Raw genomic sequence first — 20976 nt, forward strand, 5'->3', positions numbered from 1 at the left:
TTGTTTGATCTGTGATCAAGAAGCCATCACTAGTTGCGCAGTCCATCCAGAAAGCGATCAACGGTGTCGAGCTGTTGCTTGAGTCCATCCGATGACTCCCCCGCAAGCGAGGCAGCAAGGGTTTCAGGGTCTGGTCGAGTCTCCTGAATACTCACCTGTCGGTAGCCATCCGAATCGGATCGGTAGATGTGCCAGTCACCAGGGAAACAACGCATCAAGGCGCCGCCCTCCAGCGGTTGCAGCCAAAACGCCTGTTGCCACGAGGCGACGAAGCCACGACGACGTTCGCGGGCCACGCTGCCGATTCCCACGGCGGCGTCCTCAAGCCTGCCGTTGAGCATGACGATCGAACCGCTGTGGGATTCGCAGACGTCCAGGAATTCCTCGTAGTCGGCTGGTTGAGGCATCACAGCAAGGAGCAGGTCAACCGGCGCTGCGTCGTCCGTGCGAGCCATCCACTGACGGAAATCAAGAATGCTCTCCGCCAGATCTGGCCCGTCACGCCTAGCCAGAGCAGCAGCTCCCGCATCAGGCCAGATCATCGTGAGGCAGCGTCCCCCGGCGATCAAGGACCGTGCCAAGCGGAACGCCACGGGCAGCAGACGCAGATTCTCAAACCGCAGCGATGCGCCCCAGCGCTTGCTGAGCCCCGAGCAAAGGGCTTCCTCAACCGCCTCCTGAAGCAGCGTTTCAGCGGTTGCCAGATCAGCTGGCAAGGGCTGCAAAGGAACCGAAGGGTTGGTCATGGAATGCGTTTCAAGCGGAGGAATCGACAGATGCCATCGCTTCTGCGAAACGCTCCTGAATCAATGCCAAATGATCATCTCCGATCCATCCACCCAACGTGAGGCGCAAACCTGATTGGCGACGGGAGGGATCAACCCCCATGGCCGTCAGCACAGAACTATCTGAACTCTGTCCGGAACTGCAGGCGCTGCCACTGCTCACGGCAATGCCACGGCGGGAGAGCTCACGCACCATGTGCCGTCCCGACAGAGGTTGACCCTCTCTGTTGGTGAGCAGGAGAGCAATGTGGTTCGGAAGACGATCGTCAGGGCAAGGACCGCACAACTCCACTCCAGGGAGTTGCAGCAAAGCGGAAAGCAAACGATCCCTCTGCAAACGAAGGCGCGAAGTTGCTCCTGGCGGTGCCGTGGTCTTGCTGGCATCGAAGGATGGCAACGGTTGCAATGCAGCCGCCAGACCAGCCAACAGAGCTACGGGTTCTGTGCCACTGCGAAAACCTTGCTCCTGTCCTCCTCCACCCTGCAGAGGGCGGAGCTCCACATGCTCCTGTTTCAACAGCAGACCAACACCACGCGGGCCCTGCAGCTTGTGAGCAGAGAGGCTCAGCAGATCGATCGGCAGTTGATGCCAGCTGATCCTGCCTTGGGGCAACAGTTGTGTTGCATCGGTGTGAAACAGGATTCCACGATTTCTGCAGGCCTCCCCGATCTCAACGACAGGCTGAATCGCACCCACTTCGCTCTGCCCCCAGATCACAGAGACCATCCGGGTGGGAGGTTCCAACAAACGCTCAAGCTGATCCAAGCGAATCACCCCTTCGTGATTCACAGGCCAGAGCTCCACAGACCATCCAAGAGATGTCAACTGTGCAGCGGCCGCTGTCACCGCCGGATGTTCCACAGCAGACATCACAAACCGGCCAGGTGAACGGTTGGAACAACAGCCCAGCAGTGCCAGGTGAACCGATTCCGTGGCCCCGGATGTACAGATCAGATCTGCGGTGCCGGCACCGAGATGCTGGGCAATGGATACTCGGGAACGTTCCAAGGTTTCTGCAGCCACAAGGCCGCTGCGATGCAGGCTGCTCGGATTCCCCCACGCCGATAGCTGAACCTGCTGAATCGCCTCAACCACTGATGGAAGCGGTGGGGTGGTTGCCGCTGCATCGAGGTAAATCTCAGCGGGTATCACGTTCAAAGCGGGCCCGCGTTCGCTGCTCGAGGGATTCGCTCGCGAGGTTCAGCATTGAATCCAGTGATGTGTTCTTGAGAAATTTCATCACCTTCTGCTGTGCTTCATCTTGCTCACAATCATCCTGCTGGGCACTGTCGCTGACGGAATCATCGATGTCCGGTGAGGTTTGTGGCTCTGCCTGGACCGAGTCGACAGAGACATTGGAGCTGATGGCGCCATTGCCTGGCATCAGATCAGGGCTCAGAACACCATCGAACACTGCTTCGGCAGGACCGGTCATCAACACAGGACCCTGTAAATCAGGCCAACTGATTTGAAGCGGACCACCTGGGAGCATCACCTCAGCGCTGTCGTCGCAAAGGCCAAGCAGGGATGCGGCGACCAGCGTGGCGCAGGCGCCGGTACCGCAAGCCAAAGTTGGGCCAGCACCCCGTTCCCAAACACGAATCTCTAATGAGCGAGAAGAGTGGATCTGGAGGAAGTGGACATTGGTTTTCGCTGGAAACAACGGATGTTGTTCAAGCTCATGCCCCCAGCGATCAAATGGGATGGACTGAAGATCCTGCACTGGCACAACCACATGGGGATTACCCATGCCAACGGCAGCAATCTCAAGTTCGTCGTCTCCGACGACAGCAGCCCCCTGAGGACATCCACGGGGCCCCATCTCCAACGTTGTTGGAATGTCACCCGGCTGAAGGAAGGGGGGGCCCATATCCACACAGAGTTGACCGTCGCTCTGCAGCTGGGGTCTGATCACGCCAGCCAGGGTCTCAATAGACCAGATGGTTCCAGGCGGATTGCCATCACTATCTGCGAGGTAACGAGCCAGGCAACGAATGCCGTTGCCACACATCTCGGCTTCAGATCCATCAGCATTCAGGATTCGCATGCGTAAATCCACTTCCCCTTCAGCTGGCAACGCCAGGATGAGTCCATCCGCCCCTACGCCAAAACGACGGTCACAGATCAAACGCACCCAATCCGAATCGGGCTGCGTAATCGATGACGGGAGCTGGCCTGACCGACCCTCCACGATCAGGAAGTCATTGCCAAGTCCCTGATATTTGCTGAAGTGCAGCATGGTCGCTTTAAAGGTCCCTAGATCCTATGGAGACAACGCCACTTGATCCAAGCCTCCCAGGAATACGACTACTCCAGTGCTGGATACGCGATAAGTGCCCTCTGAGCATTGATGTTGTTGGACAAGAACGTATCGAGGGACGACTAGTTTGGCAGGATCCAGAATTTCTTGCGATTGAAGCCAACTCCGTTCAAAAAATTATTTTAATCAATAGAAAGCATGTTGTACTTATTCGTTCATTGGCATAGAAACAAGCAAATCGAAATACCTGCATCTACTAAAACATCATTTTGTCTCTAGACGTCGACAAGTGCGCAAAACATAGTTATAAGGCAAGAATCAGAACGAGAAACGACTGGAGGAAGTGAGGATAGAATAAAAAATTACAACACCAAATGGTATCGTCGCTGACGATCATGCAAGAAAATAAGTATTTAGAACAAAATATTTGTCAAGAAAAAAACGGGATTCGACTAAAAAAAACCGGTGATCATCTATTGTCAATTCACTCTTATTGTTGAAATCAATGGCTGCATTAAAATTTCCATCATAAGCAGGGATCGGCAGGGCAAAGATAAATAATAAATTTATAATCCAAGATTAAACTAAATATAGAAATTAATTTCCAAAGCACTCAAATTTAAAATGCTGGAGGCGGTCAGCCGATAGCCATGAAACAGCAGGGTGACTACTAAATTCAAATTATGAAGATAAATATTTCAAATGAATTACTTTGAATGTGAACACTTACTAAATGTATAAGAACCACGATCGGATCGCGATGTTACCGAAAATTAAAAAGTCCAAAGGAGAATTTGTATCATACTAAATCCAATTAAACTGGTTCATCAGTCATATGCCTAGATCAAAGCAATTAAAAACCAAAAGACAATATGATATTTCCTTCAAAAACCAATGCTGCATATTTCCAACACAAGACCTAAAAACAATATGAATTAATATGCATATACGCTAGACAGAAAGAGAAAACTAATGAAATAAATAATTTCTACGGCAAATACAAAAGAATGGAGCCCAAACGCTTTGGAAAAAATTATAATAGCAAGAAGATTTACAAGAATATAAAATTTTAGGATTATGCCATGCTGTTGTTCAAAATGTCTAAAAGTTCTTTGTCATTTTTATTGTATATAGAAGTGCCTACGTTATTAAATTGAAGCGAGTCACGATCATTAAAGCTCAACAAGATTGTGTGCCGAGAAGAGGTGTCTAGAGTAGGCCTAGAGATTTCAGCATCAGACACATTATATTTAGTTTCCAACTTATCGCTTATGAAATCTAATGATTGATTATTGCCAAAGGAGAAACCAATCAAAACATCATGACCACCAGTATAAACGTAAGTATCGGCCCCCGATGCTCCCTGCAAAGTATCGTCCGACTGGCCTCCATCCAACCGATCATCGCCTGGGCCGCCATTAAGTGAATCCGAGCCTTCATTTCCAGTCAAAGTATCGTCGCCATTACCGCCTCTTAATAGATCAGATTTTGGTCCGCCGATTAAATAATCTGAGCCATTTTCACCCCATAAATTATCATTTCTGTGACCACCAAGAAGTAGGTCATTACCATCATCACCGTAGATACGACTCTTACTATCAAATCTAGACAGGAAATCATCATTACTAGTCCCGACAAAATCTCTAGGCTCACGCAGAGCAAATACAGGATTTCTGTTGATCAAATCACTCTTGAATCGCTCGTCAATAAGAGAGATATTCGAGGAGAGAAGATTTAAGTCGTCAAAATATTGGCGCTTGATCGGCAAAATCTCAGAGACAAAATCAAGCGCAGAATCACTATCTGATTGTTCAAGGCGCCGATCCAGCTTCCGCCACAAGCTCTGAGACAGTTCTGCGGCTTGTTCAACAAGTGAGGCGACAAACTTGGTGGTTTTGTCAGTTTCTTCAAAATTATTGTTCAGGTTTTCCACACCCAAGAGCTCTCTAGCGATGTACTCATGATCCTTTGAAAGTGGATCTCTCCCATTCGAAAGATCATTGAAGATATGAGTTGAGATGGCAGAGATTCTTTCAAAACGAGATTGAAGATCATTACTAAAGTGATCAGGCAAACCGTGTTGCAGTAGATTTTCAACTGCTGAATAGAGAAAATTTAATTTAATATGTGCCAAGTAGTCATATGCCGCTGACCGAACAACCTTATTGCTAAGTGACTTCTCAGTGGCAAGAAATTGCGTCGACTCAATTGCAGTGTAATCAAAATTTTTGATATTAAAATTTCTACGAATAAATTCGTCAACAGCTTCAGAGCTCTCAAATCCCTTCTTCTTTGCCTTAATGTTAATACTACCTTGTTGTGAGTTCAACTCGTCAAAATAGCTTATCATTAGCGATCGAAATGTCGTCAATGGCGTCAATGGTGTGCCAACGGGCGCAGTAAATGGGATTGATTGCAATCGGTTGGTGGCTGTATCAACACCTGCAAAGGCAATCAGCTGACCATTCTTGATGTCCTCCTCAGTAAAGAAGTTCATATCAACCTCCATAGAGAAAGAGCCATCGAGAGTTGTGTTGGTTGTAGGCTCCCCAGAGTCCGGCGAATAATTTGTGTTGGTGTCAAAGAATACGGTTGCATTTCTATAGGGGTCGTTACCAACAGCTGAAGACGAGGAGCGATCCACCGTGGAAAACTCAGCAAGTGTGAGACGCGCCAACTCAGCGCTCCACAGGTCATGCCACTCATTGATAAAGCCAAGATCTATGCCGATCTGAATAGCCGCTTGAAGGAAGAAATGAATACCTCCACCAAATGCAATCGCCTCAGTTGGATTACGGAACATTTTTTCCATTTCATATCCTCTGATCCGTCCGTCGCTCTTTCCTTGAAGTTCACCAACATCTACAAAATCGAATCCAACATCAGCAAACACTCCACCTTCTACATTCCCCCTGATAACTCCTAAATTTCCTTCTAAGCCAACACCAATACGTCCTTCTATAGCAAGTTCACGCATATCTCGGCCAAAAGGATTGGCTAGCCAACGTCCTGCCGCAGCGTTGTAGGACCAACGGTCAGCAATGTAAAAACCATCCATTATCATTTCTAGATTATCTGAACGTGATCCCGCATCTCTCCAGCGCGTAAAGCCCGAACTATCCATTCCGAAGCCAAAACGTGAATAAAGTCCTAATGAACCACTTAAACGTGGACGTACAGCTCCCAGTGGTTTAGAGATATCAATACCAGCCTCGGCTTGCAAAGTTGGAAGAGTATACGTCATAAGATCTACATCAGAGCCACCTAAAATAATATCTATAAGCGCTTGTTTATCTTGAAATAGAGGGAAATAGAAGCCTGCAGAATTTGCACCTTCAAGTACGCGCATCATCCTTTGCCCTAAATTAGATATAGGATTTGATGAGCGGGCAAGAGGACCAGAAGACAAAGATGATTGTTCTGATGATGATTGAGTGCTTAAAAGCCTAGACTCGGTGGAATTATCTTCACTGAAGAATGACGGATTACCCGCAAACGCTGCAAGTTGATTGAAATCCACGCCGGGGCGTACACCTTTGAGATCGTTGGCAATGGATTGGGAATCGCAAAGACTCCTGATACCAGCGATATTAGCCGAAGTATTTCGAACATTTTGGACGGGAGTCGAACTTGTCTGTACTGGGCTAACTGCCGAACCAAGAACATATTCCTCAAGAAGCTGTAATTTAAAGGAAGACCTTTGGAAATCATTGACTTCAATTTCATTAGAAATTTTGCCGGGTAGGTCATCGCGTATAGAGTGAATCGTTAGTGAATTATTATCCGAATCCTTGGTCTGCAAAGTCTCGACGGTTCGGCGAACATCACGAAGAATATGATCTAAATATTCATATTTATTTTCTCTAAGCAGGATATCCAGATCATCCTCGTCCGAGAGCTGAAGTCGAGCCCGTATTTCATTGTATATTACCTGTGTAGAAGTCTGCCCAGGAGTATTGGGCGCCTGCATAAGATCACTCAAATATAAATACAAGTCGTCGTAATCCTTGAACATTCGTGTTACAACCTGCGGCTGAGAACCAACAAACTCTCCGACACTAAAGCTATTTAATTCGCTTCTATTAAATTCATCTAATAGAATTTTAGCAATGCTACTCCAAGTATAGTGTTTTCTTAGCGGCAACATCTCGGCGCCTTTCAGAGAAAAACGACTATTAATCAATTGTTGATTACTATCAAGTTGATTACTATCAAATTGATCAAGATGTGATTGATCAAACTCTGAAAAACCTTTTATTTCAATCTGCCTAACAAATTCCTGTTCATTCTTCGTCAAAACACCCGCAAAAGAGCCATTGGGAACTTGCAAGGACCTAAACCGATTTAAGTTGCGAAAGTATTTATTTTCAAGTCCTCCTTCATTGGCAGGCTTTCTTCTTAGAATTAAATCAACTTCTGCCTGGTTAGATATGTTTTGCCTTAAAGTATTAGCATTATCTTCTAAAAGAATAGAGAAATCAAATGCCTGATTAATTCTGTCTAGTCCCTCATTTTGTCGAGAAACATCGCTCATCTGTCGAACAAGATTTGAAAACTGATTTAGTTTGGAACCTAGAACATTCAAAGCTTGAACAGCAAGGCATAGACCTCGTCCTTTAGCACCACCTACCTTTGCCGCTACGCGCGCAGAATTCATGACAATATCCATAATAGTAACATTGCCGTCACTATCTGTATCCATCGCTTGTGCAATAGATCGATCAAAAGCTCGGAAGAAAGCTATATCTCCATACAGAACATCAAGAACTGGATAAATATCCTTAATAGCATCGTCAATATTACGAACTGTCGGATTCATCGCATTGGTGAGAAAATCACCAAGCTTCATATTGACTCCAAATAAAACGGGAGAATTTGAATTATTGTTGGAGTTGTTGTTTGAGGAATTATTGCCTGAAGAGTTGGAGTTCGTTCGTCTAGGTGGAATCCCACCACCACTACTACTATTCGTCAGGTCGATATCAAAATCATCATTCTCAAATCCTCCGTTATTAATAGTACCGCTTCTGTAAGTTTCTCTAGCGGTAGAGCTAGCTGTATTGATCAGGTTATTAAACGTTTGACGGGTAGAGGCATTCTCAATGTCCAAACTTTGTGGTCCGGGTTCGAGTGAACTCGAAACTTGATCCACAGGTCCCAAACCACCTGTTCCCCGAACCAAACTCTGCGGACCCGTATCGGGTGAACTCGGCTCTTGAGCAACTTCAGGTTCTCCAGAGTTGATCGTGCTTGGTAGATCTTGCTCTTTCGTGTTGCCAGAACTAAAACTATTCCTGGCACCTTGTATCGCGTCTGGAAACTTATGGGCCAGTCCAAAGTCAAAGCTTGGCCACCAGGAGCCTCCAGCTAACGCGTTAGTTGCAAGCTCGTCAGCTGTTTGAATTCCCAGTGACGTCACTACAGATAAGGCTGAATCCAGAGTGACCCCCATTGAGAAGGAATCCCTGAAACCTCTTTGAGTGATTTGAGTAAGATCTAAGCGATTTGTTCCAGCAGCCTGCTCTTTGGGCCTTGCGAAAGCAGATAATTCCAACTTTGTCGAAATCCCTTCAGCATCACCATCTGCTAATTTCTTAACACAATGTTCTGTTGTACAAGGGACATTATTAAATCTCACTGTTGCACCGTTTAATGATGCAAGGAAACTTCCAGTAGGTTCAGAAGAAATATTAAATTTTATTCCTGAATTCTCAGTATTAATCCAACCTTGCGAACCAATATTCTGTAAACTCTGAAGCGCATTCATAATTGCGCCAGGAACCATATAGTCAGGACCACTAGGATTTGAATAGTGCTTAATTATCTGATCAATTTGTCTTGATTTGGCATTTTTAAATTTACGAATAGCCTTAGAAGTTGGAATATCGGGATCCGATGAACTTGACACTTGATTCACTGACCCCAAACCAGGCGAAGTGGATCCAGTTGTTTGTGAGACTGATCCCCCGCTAGAAGGAGCATTGCCGTTACCACTTAGATCTGCAATTGGAAAATTTAGATCAAGTGCAATTTCTAAATTTAAGAACGTATCTATACCAAGATCAGATTTTGATGCAAACGTCATACCTCCTTCTGAGCCACCACCTTCATTGTGTCTAAAGTCAAGTGGTAAGGCAGCTATTTGTTGCTTTGCGTTCCACGTTACATTTGCATTTAAGACAACTTGGCCACTAGAAGTAGTTGTCATCTTGGATGTAACTTTAAAGTCTGGCTCCATATCCCAGCCGATTGTCGGTCGATTCACGATCGTCAACTGGTGTTCACTAGGCCATGAATTAATGGCTTCAACAACCGAGACTTCCGTATTCGAGGTAATTAACGATGATTGAGTGTCCGTATTTCTACTAACTTGAATTGTCTTTTTTTCGCCATCACGAACTCGACGAATCAGGCTAGTTAATCGAATACGGTCGGTTCTATTAAGAGGCACAGTAAACTTATAATTTGAGTAGACAATATTGTTATCCTCTCGAAACGATACAGGTTGGATTCTTCTATCCGTTTCCAAAGTAATACTATCATTTTTAGGATCATTGGGGTTGCTAAATTGAAGTCCTTTAGGGTTCATTAGAAGACGACTACCATTCCCACCAAGATTCAGGCCTTCAACTGTAAGGCTATCGACGTGTTCATTGACAATAATTTTAAATGGATAATTTATTATATTTCCTTCTGAACGATATTTTCCAGATGGCATCTTACTTTCGCCTGCATTAAGTGATTCAGGAAGATTGTCACCATGTGCATTTTCAAAAGCATCTGATACCGTTAGCAATGTTGAGTTAGGGCTTCCCTCATATGCAGACCGAAAGTCATTCATTATATTAAATGTTTCGTTTAGATCATCGCTATCAAGTTTTCCAAATAAGGGATAATCGATCGATGTTACGAGACCTTCAATACCGGCCAATGAAGCATCAATATTATCAATAAAGTTGTCGGGAAGTTGTGCATCAATGACAATTACATCTAAGACAGGGTCCCCAATAACATCATCATCGTATGCTTGACCATCGCCATCAATTGACAGCTCAAGCTGTGCCTTATGCCGGCCAGTATTACTGATGACCCCCTCAGAGACAATTAAATCCTCAAAAGTACCGTCATCAACAGCTTGGCGAAGCACGAGATAATTACTTACAGCATCGTCATCTTCGTCTTTAAAAATTGATTGCTGTGTATCTGCATAAATATATTCATCCGTTTTAATATGATGATCCTCTACAAAAGTATCTAACTTCGCAGGAATGGTGAACACCTGCGGAATAAACCAGTTTTCCGGATTAAAAGTTAAGCGTGGGCGTTTATTGGGAGGCAGATCAGGATCAAGATTATCGGCAAGCTGCGCACGATCATCAAACAAGGGATTTCTTTTTTCTTTTAAATCAATAGATACATCCCCTCTTGGTTGACTCGTAAGCATCACGAACATCTGCGCCCCTCTTTCTCCTTCCGCAACAACTAATTGATCCCCAGGAAAGATCAAAAGTACTCCTGCTTTGTCATTATCAACAAATTGCATTGATGCTTGTCTATTATCTTCATCTGTAACTTGGTAAGTAGGCTTAGGATTTGGCAGATTTAACTTTGCCTTTTTGGATGACGTCTGAGGATCATCGATGATACTAATATTAATTTTATTGTAGTTTGCCTGAACATCAAAATCATCAATTGCAACAACAATTTCATCACTATACAATTGTCCTGGCGGTATTCGAACAGATCCTCTTCTCGTTGGGTGTTGAATAATTGATGACAATCGATCATCACCTTTTATCACTTCTCCATTCTCGTCTCCATATGGAATATTTTTGTCAACATGCTTAATTTTAATCTCATAATGTACTTCAATTCCCTTTGAATTTGCAGATACATCAGGATTACTGTCGAGCTCTACTCTAAATCGTCCAGGTTCTGCGTGCTCTGTCCCATCTGTTAAAACTGAAAGAGAAGCTACTGGTAGATCATCATCAATTATTTCTACGTTAATTGAGTTGTCATCTAATTTGGCGTACTGTCGGTCATTGGAATTTACTGAGACATTTATAGGTTGTACTACATCACCATTAAAAGTTCGATCATCATATGGATTGATATGAACATATTGTTCCTGATCCCAATCCTCAGGTGTAAACGTAAGCTGAAACAATTCAGGAATAATTTGACTGGCTAATTTAAAGCGAGGCTTTGTATTATATATTGAATTAAAGCCATTAACGGCAGTGAGCTTAGAATTATTCAAACTACTTTTTATCTTGCCCAAATGGGATTCTCCAACAATCATTTCCACAGGTATATTGGCAATAGTCTCACCACGCTCAATAAGAATTTCTTCGCTGATCGGTTCTCCATCACTATCAAATTCAGGAGGGCGTGTAACATCTAGATTCTCAGGCTTGATAAGAATTTGCTTCTTATTTGAAAACCGCACAAGATGTCCCTTGTTATCGTAAAAACTTAAAACTGAGTGCGCAGGGATAATCGTTGTCTTTTGTTTTTTGCTTTCACTATCTTCCCTCCATTCATCTAATCGTGATGCTCTAAGCGATATCTGTGTTGAGCTTTGATCTGTACCGTGATTGATATTAGCAAGAGATAAAAGTAAATTTGTCTCCTCGGGAGGAGTAAAATTGATAGTCACATCCTGTTTGGGTTTTGTGCCTAACTTAACTGCATAATAGGCATCATTTTCATCCTCAATTATTTGCCCATTGTTACTCGAACGAATATCAACTGATGGCTTATCATTATCTTTAATCTTTAGTTTGATCGGCTGGTTCGATGGAACAATATAATGATTATCTCCTGATAATCTTTCAAGTTGCCTGAGTTCCTTTCGAACAGCTTTTATAGGTGGCGTTTTGCCTCCCACGCCATCGCGCGTCCAACGATCCGGTGAACACCCTTCCTCAGGGCAGAACGTTTCAAGCTCTTCCCCTCCTACTCCAAGCAGATTTGTCTCGTTATATTTCCTGTCTAAACTTTGAGATGTAAATGATATGAGAGAGGTATTAATCTGATTGATTTTTCTGAGATCATCAACTGGCGTAATACTAAATTTTTGAGGTTTATAATAGTTGTCCTGATTAAAGTTGAATTCAACCCTTCCAATTTCATTGCTAAGTTTAAAAGCATCATCTGAACTGACATGGACAAAATCAGTATCGAGTTCACCTATTAATTTAACAAAATTTGTTGGCTCTGTTCGCAATCGAACGTAAAAATCCGTTGATTGATCAAATTCATCCTCGAAAAGATCAACAGAAGACTCAAGCGGTTGAAATTGACTATCAAGAATTTCATATCCGGATTGTTCATCATCGCTAATTTTAATCTTTAGCGGGCTAGAGATTGGCAATTTTGTTGAAAGAGTACTAATGCCCTGATTAATTATTCTTTGGTCAAGTTCATAGTTTGCAATTAGCCTTACCTTCCCTTTGTTAAATGTTTCAGATCGGCCTAATGCCCCAAGATCAAGATCATCCGCCAAGTCGAAAAAGAGTTGCTCATCTGTTTTATCTGAGTCAATAATTGGTATTCGTGTTAATTTATCCAATTTATAATCGGAATATTCAATTGATGAGTTAGCAGTGAGGTTAGCTATATATGTTCTGGCATCTTTATCAACTTTTTGACCCTTAAAATTCTCAAGTATCTCTATATTCTCAATTTTTATGTCGATTGAATAATCAGGTGCTTGATAAGCTGATTTGGCTGATCTAGGAATTCCATCCTTATTAGTCTTAACTTTGTGTGCATTTTCAATAATCTTGATATCATATTTAAAATCCCCTTGATTGATATTGTCGTCATATGATTCTACATAAAACTCTTCGCTTCTGTTGCCTTCTTTAATGACTACACTATTTGCTTCTTCCCTGCTTTTATATAACTGTGAAATCTCAATAGGCTCAAATGATTGGATATTTGATGGGGATTGTCTATCACTACCCCAACCAATTTCAAAGCCAGCATTTACTTTTGAATTTCGCCCTGTCGTTTCATAAATGATTTGGATTGGAATTAACGTACCTGCATCAAAATAATATGGATCACTTTTAAAATGTCCCTTTATGCTGTGGTTAGTGTTAGCAATTAATTGATTATTTACACGCAGCTTAAAACTGCCGTTTGCTACGTCGTATGCAAATATATAATACCCACTTTCAGGGATCTCAATAAAACCTTGGCCCTCGACGGCCCAATCGTCCTCTTTTTTTGTTGAAAGCGAATCAATACCCCAGTTTAAATTTGATTCTGCTTTTCGTGTATTGCCTTGGTTATATGTCGATAAAAGAATACCATTAAGTTGACTCTCTGAGCGAATTCTTGGAAGTCTTGCGGGATGTAAATTTTTATCCTTGTCAACTTCGTCAGTTTTGATCACAATTCGATAGTCTCGTTCCGCCGCTCGTTGAAATGGCAAATGAACCTCAAATTTTTCAAATTTTGTTGAACCTTCTTTCTGTTTTATTAGAGCTTCATTATTAGCTGAAGCAGCAACACGGACATCGACCAGCGGACCTTCCGCACGCTCTTTCCATTCCAATACGTCTTCTTCAGGAGTAAAGACGCTATTTATTCTGATCGATTTTGTTTCGTTAAACTTTTTATCACTGGACGATGAGATAAGAGGTATATTCCAATTTCCTTCGTAATAGCGATCATTATCAATCAGCTCTTGGCCTACATAAATTGATTGTTGTTTATCCCAATTCTTAGGTGTAAAAGTAAATTCTACTAAATTAGAAGATTCCGGTCCTTTCAAATCGACTGATTCCTTTCCAGTACTATTATCTAGTAATAAATAAGCACGTTTGGAGTGTAATCGGTTTGGAATAGTAACTTTTACATCACTGGTTGGCTTGCTTTTTAGCGCAATTTTTATCTCTTTTCTACCATCGGTTGCTTTGATAGCATCCATTGGGATAACATTATCGCTCGGATAAGATGTTTCTTCGAACCCTGCAGTTGCTGTTAATGACGAAGACAGAAGATTAGTTCCCGTTTGTTGCCTATCAATAATTTCAGCTTGTTGATCTGTTCCATAAACAACTGAGGGATTGTCAATTGTTACGGGTATTAGATGATCCCTAACATTGCGTTCTTTTGTATAGTGAAGAATTTTTGCATCATTCTTTAGGGTAATTTTAAATGGCTGACCGTCTTTCTCAAGATTTAAAACATAGCCTTTCTTAAGTTCAAATGTTTGATCACTTGGCTCGCCATAGTCAGAATCATAGTCATATTTATCATGATTATGAACACCAAAAAACGAGAAAGAAGCCAATAAGGAATTTTTATCCGTTCCGCTTTGAGGCTGAAGCTCTTCGACGAGAATAACTTCTGATTTGTCTATAACTGAACTTACACTGATGCCTGAAACATCATTGTCAACATATTCATCAGATGATTTACCAGCGTTTATCTTGTATTTTTTATTAGGCTGTAATGTAGCCTCAATCGTTGTATTTTCTTGTCTTTGATTATCAAAATTAATTGGTGGGTAAATGGTTGCGTATGATTGGCCTTCCTTGATAAATGCTTTATATATTTTAGTGCGTGTACGCTTCTGTTCTTGATCGACTATCGATGTCTTGTATTTGAAATACGCGGTTGTGTCTTCCGTCACTGCCGAATCGCTTGAAATCCTCACTTTGGGAGTGTTAACTCCTTCAGTACCACCAATTACTTCAATAGAAAGAAGTGGTTTTTCCGGCTTCGCATCGAACGTAGCGTCTTCACGGACAACAACTGTTTGCGTGTGGCCCGATAATTTAACGAATCCATCTTCGCTTACGGAAATCTTTTGTTTGAGCAGTTTATTGTTATAATTTCTATCAAGGGAACGTGTCTTTAAAAAAAGATCAATCGGCTTATTGAATTTAGAATCAGTTTCAATGATCAACCTGACTGGATTGTCCCAGTTTTCTTTTGAAATCTTAAATCCATCCTGGTTGATATCAATTAATTGTGCTCTATCATCTTCCTGCACTAATAGCTTGATTGATTGTCTACTGAGACTGCCGGATGTGGGCAGTATCTTCACATTGTTAGACGGTTTGCTTGTTAAATGCAGGTCTAGGAAAACCTGTTTGCTGGTTGTCGTAATATGTAGCGGTCGTGGGTTTGGTGCACCAGCAGGTGTTAAAAAGATTCCAGGGGAAAATGTATTATCGTCTTTTATCTCAAGTTTTACTTCTTCTGTAGAATGACTATAAAATTGAAATTCTTGGCTATCGTCCTTTTCTTCATTGTCGACAATGATTTTATCAGGAACAAGGCGAATTGTAATTTCTTCATTTTTTTCACTAATAGCGTCTTTAAGAGCTGATATGTAGAGTCGACCCTTACCATCTTGTAGGGGAACTACAATTATTGGTAATTTATCAAATCTTGTCGTTGTTATAAGAGCTTGTGGGGCCGTAAAATCCTCGCCTAATGTCGCACTTACAGTATTTTTATCTTCATTATCTTTAAGTATTTCGTATCTGACGATTAGTGACGAAAGTGCCCGATTGTTCGGCCTCTCAGCTGTTAGCTCAGATTGATCTGAAGAATTATCCGCATTTAGAGCACTATTAATGTCGACGTCTACCCAACCAGATTTTCCCTCCTCAATGACCTTGCCAATCTGAAAAATTTCACTATTGAATTTAATTTTTTTTGTCATTGATGATTCTGTAATAACGTATTATTGGCAACCGAATAGCAGAACCGGCGTATCAGCTGCTACATATTTGTCATGGTTTCTGTTTTGGCCTCTTTTTTAAAAGAATAGAGTTCAATTCTGTTTTTATCCGTTAATTTCTTCTATTAAACCATCAGATTATAATTATTAAACTACTCGCTTACTATAGCCAATTAGGCATTATTTTTTATTCTTTTAATCAATGGCACCAGTATGACTCCAGTTTTTTTTAACATTGATTTATTGATCAATCACATCATGATTGGAATTGCCTTAATTATTCCATTAGTTGAGATGTGATTGTTTATTTATCAGATGATTCTTGATTGCGCGTAATTGAATAATTACAACGTCAGTTGACATTACCCAGATTATAGAATACATTTTATTCGCAAATTATATCTACAAAAATACTTCGATACCTGTGGTAGTTTTGTCAGAAAATTTAGTTTCCTCGAACAGAATCTGATAGACGTTTTATGTCTCTCTTGCACTTTTTCTGCCCGGCTTGTAGAAATGAATTTGGGCTTTACGGAGGTGCTGTGTCACGATCACAATCCGCTGTCTCTTAGCCGCACGTGAACAGTCGCTATGACCCCTCCTCACTGGAGAAGCGCTGGCAGAGGCTCTGGAATGAGAAGCAGATCGACCAAACACCCGATGGGAACACCGATCAAGCCTTTTATGCGCTCTCCATGTTCCCGTACCCATCGGGAAGCCTGCACATGGGCCATGTTCGCAACTATGTGATCACCGATGTGATCGCCCGTGTGCGTCGGATGCAGGGTTTTGCCGTGCTGCACCCCATGGGATGGGATGCCTTCGGATTACCAGCAGAAAATGCTGCGATCGAACGCAATGTGGATCCCGGCGACTGGACGGATCAGAACATCGCCCAGATGCGGGCTCAACTCGATCGCCTAGGCCTCTCGATTGATTGGGATCGTGAGCAGGCGACCTGCCACAGCGACTACTACCGCTGGACCCAGTGGCTGTTCCTTGAATTGCTTGAAGGAGGGCTGGCCTATCGCAAAAACGCCACTGTCAACTGGGATCCAATTGATCAAACCGTTCTGGCTAATGAACAGGTCGACGCTGATGGCAAGTCATGGCGATCTGGAGCCCTGGTGGAGCAACGCCAACTGAATCAATGGTTCCTGCGCATCACCGATTACGCCGAGGCTCTTCTCAAGGATCTCGATCAGCTCGACGGCTGGCCTGAACGGGTTCGCACCATGCAGGCGAACTGGATCGGACGTTCAGAAGGTGCCGAAATCAACTTTGCGGTTCGCGGGCACGACAGCGCCTCAATCACGGTGTTCACCACCAGACCAGACACCCTGGCTGGAGCAAGTTATGTGGTTTTGGCGCCAGAGCATCCACTTGTCGATGCTCTGCTGGATCCTGCACAGGAGGCTGCTGTTCGGACATTTCAAAAGGATGTCGCACGCCTGAGCAGCCTGGAACGCACCAGCGACGACAGACCTAAGCATGGCGTTCCGATTGGTGCCTCAGTCACCAATCCACTCAACGGTGATGAACTTCCCGTTTGGATTGCCGACTATGTGCTGGCTGAGTACGGAACCGGTGCCGTCATGGGTGTCCCAGCCCATGACCAACGCGACATCGCTTTTGCCGCAAGCAATGGACTGCCGATCCAGCAGGTGATTGAGGCTGATGGTGCCGCGGATGCAATTGCATCTGGTCAGGCTTGGACAGACCCAGGCCAGTTGATCAATTCAGGCCGATTTGATGGGCTTGCATCCAAGGAAGCCAAACAAGCGATCACTCAGCACGGCAGCGAATCAGGTTGGGCGCAGGCCAAGGTGACCTATCGATTGCGCGACTGGTTGATCTCACGCCAGCGCTACTGGGGCTGTCCAATTCCGATTGTGCATTGTCCTGATTGCGGAGCGGTTGCTGTGCCCCGCGATGAACTGCCAGTGGAATTGCCTCGCGGAATCGATCTCTCTGGAAAGGGTGGTTCGCCTTTGTCGCAACAAGAGGACTGGGTGAACGTGCCTTGTCCTTCATGTGGAAAACCAGCGAAACGTGAAACGGACACGATGGACACCTTTATGTGTTCGTCCTGGTATTTCCTGCGTTTTGCCGATCCACACAACACAGACCATCCATTCAGTAAAGAGGCCATCAATCGTTGGCTCCCTGTTCGGCAGTACGTCGGAGGAATTGAGCACGCGATTCTCCACCTTCTTTATTCACGCTTTTTCACCAAAGCACTGAAAGATCGCGGTTTAATCGATGTCGCTGAACCGTTCGATCGCCTGCTCACACAGGGCATGGTGCAAGGAACAACATACCGAAATCCAGTTAGCGGAAAATACATTGCTCCCTCAGACGTTTCTGATCCAGAAAAGCCCACAGACCCATCGAGTGGTGAACCATTGGATGTGTTGTTCGAAAAAATGTCGAAGTCCAAATACAACGGAGTGGATCCTGCATCTGTGATCGATCGCTATGGGGCTGATACAGCTCGAATGTTCATCCTTTTCAAAGCGCCTCCTGAAAAAGATCTTGAATGGGATGATGCCGATGTGGAAGGCCAGTTTCGCTTCCTGCAACGGCTGTGGCGTCTTGTTGAGGCGGGTGCGACACGCATCGACTCGATGGAACCGATGCAACGGCCGGCTGAACTGAGTGACGCTGACAGCGACGTGCGTCGTGCCTTGCATCTCGCCATCGAAGCCGTCAGCGAGGATCTCAGCGAAGACATACAGCTGAACACAGCGATCTCTGAGCTGATGAAGCTCTCCAATGCCATCAGCTCCACGGGGATCGATGCCCTCAGTGCGCCTGTGTTGCAGGAAGCTCTTTCGGGCCTGGTTCGCCTGCTCGCCCCCTTTGCACCCCATCTTGCGGAGGAGTTCTGGAGCCGTCTTGGGGGAAGCGGCAGTGTTCATTGCCAAAGCTGGCCGGCCCTGGATTCAACGGCTCTGGTGCAAGACAGGGTTGAATTGGTGATCCAGGTGAAGGGCAAGGTACGGGGCAAACTGCAGGTTCCCGCCTCCGCCGATAAGCAGGAGCTGGAACGGCTGGCCCTGGCCAGCGACGTGGCCGAGAAATGGCTCGAGGGCGCCGCCCCACGCCGCGTGATTGTTGTACCTGGAAAGCTTGTGAATCTCGTACCTTAGAGATCTTTTAAACAGGCAATCCGATAAGCGGAATAGCCCCAGGAGCCAACGGCGATCTCATCCCAGCTCGACCAATCATCATTAGCCTGCTTGAAGCGAAAGGTTCTCTTTTCACAGTGATATTGGAACTCGTTGTGAGATATCTCGCCTGCTTTCGTGCTCATGAAAAACATCGTTTTTACTCTTTTGCCTTTACGCTTGATCACTTTCGTATAATAAACTGTCCCGCCATCACCCGTACCGACATACTCATAGCCCGTGGGAGTCATCGACTGGGCTGACGCTGGAAGGATCACAGCCCCCGAAAAATTGCAGGCCAATGCGATAGCCATCCAGCGAAAAAATATTGAGCGAAATATTGACCAGAGAAAGATCGTCATTGCTTCAAACACTTTTCTACCGTTATGCCACCAATTACAACCGATGTCAGCGTATTTGGCCTTCAACCCTTACTGAATCGCATTGTGGCTGGGCTGGCCCAGTCCCCCTCCGCGATATAGCCGCGCTTGTTGCCTGTGAGATGGCGCATGATCCAGAACACAGACTCATCGGTGCCGTCCCCAAGTGCTTGGCAAATCTCAGACACTGATCGAGATGCACCATCTTTCAGAACAGCTTCGACACGGCTCTGAAGATTGAGAACAGCGGCTGCAGCCTTCTTGCCGGCCTCAACACCAGGCTGGTGATACGCGTTGATGTTCACCAACTCTCCGTAAAAACCAACGGCTCTCTCAAAAAGACCGATCAATGCACCAAGTCGATAGGCATCGAAGCGACGCATGGTGATGCTCATGGTTTGACGTCCGCCTTCGGTTAAAGCTGATCGGGTACCTTGCAAGAAACCATCCAGAAAATCACCAGGTCGCTCGTTCTTAATCACAGGGATGTCGTCAACATCCTGCAGACATTCGATGAAGGTGGCAAAAAAGTTGTCAACACCGTCCCTGAGCTGCTGCACATAAGCATGCTGATCGGTTGATCCTTTGTTCCCATACACAGCAATACCCTGATGAACCTCATTGCCGTCGCGATCCAAACGTTTTCCGAGTGATTCCATCACCAACTGCTGCAGGTAGCGGCTGAACACCTCCAGTTGGTCGCGGTAAGGAAGCACAACCATGTCGCGCTTGCCCTTCCCATCTCCTGCCACAAACCAGGATGCCGCCATCAACGCTGCCGGGTTACGGCGAAGATCAGGGACACGCGTGGCTTCGTCCATCTGGGCTGCCCCGGCGAGAAACTCACGAATGTTGCAACCGATCAGAGCCCCTGGAAGGAGTCCCACAGCGCTGGTGATGCTTGTGCGCCCCCCCACCCAATCGAACATGTCGAAACGCTTCAGCCAGCTCTCCTCCTTGGCTTGCTGATCGAGTTTGCTGTTCAGCATCGTGATGGCGACAGCCTGGCCGGCCCAGGAACCACCCTGAGCTTCAACTCGATGGCGTACCTGTTCCATCCCGAGGTGAGGCTCCGGAGTGCCTCCGGACTTACTCACCGTCACAACCAGCGTAGTCTTGAGCTTGTCTCCAAGCTCTGTGAGCACGGCGCTCATGCCGTTGGGATCCACATTGTCGAAGAAGTGGAATGGAAGCCCTTGGCCATGGGTTTGCAGAGCCTTGATCATCAACAGCGGGCCAAGACCACTGCCCCCGATGCCGATCCAGAGCACATCCGTGAAGGCTTCGCCGTTGGGTGCCTTAACGACTCCACCGATCACGTCCTTACCGAACTGTTCAATCAGATCGATTTCGCGGGCGATGTGCGTTCGCACTTCATCACTGGGCGCCATCTGGGGATTACGCAACCAGTAATGACCAACCTGCCGCTGCTCATCAGCGTTGGCGATGGATCCGGACTCGAGATCCTGCATTGCACCAAAAGCTTTCTCGAAGCTGGATTGCATCGAATCCAGATGAGATGTGTTGACGTGCATACGGCTGATGTCCAGCCAGATCCCGAGATCGTCGTGGTACCAGAGGAGATCGCAGAAGCGCTGCCATTGAACCTGAGCATCGCTGCCGTTGAAATCCGGGAAGCTCATCGTTGATCGAAGGGGCTCTCTCTAC

General features: G+C 45.1%; 7 protein-coding genes. 1 reads left to right on the forward strand and 6 read right to left on the reverse strand.

Annotated elements, in window-relative coordinates:
* Positions 1-29 precede the first annotated feature (29 nt).
* The 4 genes from SYN9616_RS0104415 to SYN9616_RS15180 all read right to left on the reverse strand — a co-directional run bounded on the left by SYN9616_RS0104415 (position 30) and on the right by SYN9616_RS15180 (position 15740).
* Positions 30-746 (reverse strand): DUF1995 family protein, encoded by a 717-nt coding sequence (locus SYN9616_RS0104415; protein WP_028952042.1) that lies wholly within the window; start codon positions 744-746, stop codon positions 30-32.
* Positions 747-756: 10 nt separating this feature from the next.
* Entirely contained in the window at positions 757-1938 is a 1182-nt protein-coding gene (locus tag SYN9616_RS0104420; RefSeq protein WP_028952043.1) for a cysteine desulfurase family protein, read from the reverse strand.
* Positions 1925-3025 carry a diaminopimelate epimerase gene (gene dapF / locus SYN9616_RS0104425; protein ID WP_028952044.1) on the reverse strand — a complete coding sequence of 367 codons (1101 nt, stop codon included), beginning with the start codon at positions 3023-3025 and terminating at the stop codon, positions 1925-1927. The genes SYN9616_RS0104420 and dapF overlap by 14 nt, the downstream gene beginning before the upstream one ends.
* A 1096-nt stretch (positions 3026-4121) precedes the next feature.
* Positions 4122-15740 (reverse strand): PA14 domain-containing protein, encoded by an 11619-nt coding sequence (locus SYN9616_RS15180; RefSeq protein WP_037990670.1) that lies wholly within the window; start codon positions 15738-15740, stop codon positions 4122-4124.
* Between the two features lie 596 nt (positions 15741-16336).
* Between SYN9616_RS15180 and leuS the strand changes: the two genes are divergently transcribed.
* On the forward strand, positions 16337-18910 hold the full coding sequence (gene leuS, locus SYN9616_RS0104435; protein ID WP_028952045.1) for a leucine--tRNA ligase: 2574 nt from the start codon (positions 16337-16339) through the stop codon (positions 18908-18910).
* Here leuS and SYN9616_RS0104440 read toward each other — a convergent pair.
* Complete coding sequence (locus SYN9616_RS0104440) at positions 18907-19290, reverse strand: hypothetical protein (RefSeq protein ID WP_028952046.1); 384 nt, start codon at positions 19288-19290, stop codon at positions 18907-18909. The two genes, leuS and SYN9616_RS0104440, sit on opposite strands and share 4 nt — an antisense overlap.
* A 62-nt stretch (positions 19291-19352) precedes the next feature.
* Positions 19353-20951 carry a glucose-6-phosphate isomerase gene (locus tag SYN9616_RS0104445; protein WP_028952047.1) on the reverse strand — a complete coding sequence of 533 codons (1599 nt, stop codon included), beginning with the start codon at positions 20949-20951 and terminating at the stop codon, positions 19353-19355.
* Between the last annotated feature and the right edge of the window lie 25 nt (positions 20952-20976).

Origin of the sequence: Synechococcus sp. CC9616 (assembly GCF_000515235.1) — a bacterium.
In the GTDB taxonomy this organism is placed as follows: Bacteria; Cyanobacteriota; Cyanobacteriia; order PCC-6307; family Cyanobiaceae; genus Parasynechococcus.

Excerpts from the sequence above, each read along its gene's own strand:
- SYN9616_RS0104415 (WP_028952042.1), bottom strand. The coding sequence starts at position 746 with ATGACCAACCCTTCGGTTCCTTTGCAGCCCTTGCCAGCTGATCTGGCA.
- dapF (WP_028952044.1), bottom strand. The coding sequence starts at position 3,025 with ATGCTGCACTTCAGCAAATATCAGGGACTTGGCAATGACTTCCTGATC.
- SYN9616_RS15180 (WP_037990670.1), bottom strand. The coding sequence starts at position 15,740 with ATGACAAAAAAAATTAAATTCAATAGTGAAATTTTTCAGATTGGCAAG.
- SYN9616_RS0104440 (WP_028952046.1), bottom strand. The coding sequence starts at position 19,290 with ATGACGATCTTTCTCTGGTCAATATTTCGCTCAATATTTTTTCGCTGG.
- SYN9616_RS0104445 (WP_028952047.1), bottom strand. The coding sequence starts at position 20,951 with ATGAGCTTCCCGGATTTCAACGGCAGCGATGCTCAGGTTCAATGGCAG.